The sequence below is a fragment of the Intrasporangium sp. Soil_C_50 genome (assembly GCF_057656595.1).
This window is the reverse complement of the sequence record NZ_JBDGKB010000027.1, coordinates 1-1265: the sequence shown is the minus strand read 5'-3', so window position 1 is coordinate 1265 and position 1265 is coordinate 1. Positions and strand designations below refer to the sequence as shown.

The window sequence follows — 1265 nt, the reverse complement described above, 5'->3', positions numbered from 1 at the left end:
GTTGTCAATGGTGGATTCGGTGGTGCGGCAGGGTCGGCCCCCGGCCGGTCGTGAGGTGTGGCGGCAGTTCTGGGTGTTGACCGAGGCGGGGGCCTCGGTGCCGGCGGCTGCGGCCGGGGTCGGGCTGACCCCGACGCCGGCGTGGCGGTACTTCCGGAAGGCTGGCGGGGTGAACCCGCAGTTGAACCCGCTCTCGGGCCGGTACATGTCGTTCCAGGAGCGGGAGCTGATCGCGCTCTGGGTCGCGCAGAAGACCGCCGTGCGGGAGATCGCTCGGCGGTTGGGCCGGTCGCCCTCGACGGTCAGCCGCGAGCTGCGCCGTAACGCCCGCTTCGCGGTCCCCGGCCCGTCCGCGCCGCCGGGCACGCGGCCCTCGCCGCGGCCGTACCTGGCCTCGGTCGCGCAGGCCCGCACCGAGGCGCGGGCGCGGCGCCCGAAGCTGGGCAAGCTGGCCGGTAACCCACGCCTGGCCCGGTACGTGCAGGCCAAGCTGGGTGGCCGCTCGCGGTGGAGCCCGGAACAGATCAGTGCCAAGCTCGCGCAGGCCTTCGCGCACGATAGGAGCATGCAGGTCAGTCACGAGACGATCTACCAGGCGTTGTACGTCCAAGGTCGGGGCGGGCTGCGCCGCGAGCTGAGCGCGTGCCTACGGACCGGGCGGGCGCTCCGGCGCCCGAACCGGGACCCCGGCCAACGCCGGACCCGGGTCCCGGACGAGCTGCTGATCAGCCACCGCCCCGCCGAGGCCGCCGACCGGGCCGTGCCCGGGCACTGGGAAGGTGACCTGATCATCGGCGCGGACAGCGGCTCAGCCATCGGCACCCTGGTCGAGCGCGCCACCCGGTACACGATGCTGCTGCACCTGCCGGGACGTCACGACGCGGCCGCGGTCCGCGACGCGATGAGCCAGGTGATCACGACCTTGCCGGAGCACCTGTGGCAGTCCCTGACCTGGGACCAGGGCTCGGAGATGGTCGGCGCGCACACCGACATCCGGATACAGACCGGGCTGCCGATCTACTTCTGCGACCCGCACTCGCCCTGGCAGCGCGGCACGAACGAGAACACCAACGGGCTGCTGCGCCAGTACTTCCCCAAAGGAACCGACCTGTCCGTCCACACCGCCGACGACCTGACCCAGATCGCCGCAGCCCTCAACGCCCGACCCCGCAAGACCCTCAACTGGAACACCCCAGCCGAAGCCCTGGCCAAGCTACTCTCGGCCCCGAACGAGCCAAGCGTTGCAACGACCCCTTGAACTCGCC

General features: G+C 72.0%; 1 protein-coding gene. It reads left to right on the top strand.

Annotated features, from left to right (window positions below; translation table 11 throughout):
• Positions 1-7 precede the first annotated feature (7 nt).
• Entirely contained in the window at positions 8-1258 is a 1251-nt protein-coding gene (locus AC3A5R_RS23065) for an IS30 family transposase (protein ID WP_487623112.1), read from the top strand.
• Positions 1259-1265 lie beyond the last annotated feature (7 nt).

Coding starts and splice junctions, on each gene's coding strand:
- AC3A5R_RS23065 (WP_487623112.1), top strand. CDS start 8: ATGGTGGATTCGGTGGTGCGGCAGGGTCGGCCCCCGGCCGGTCGTGAG.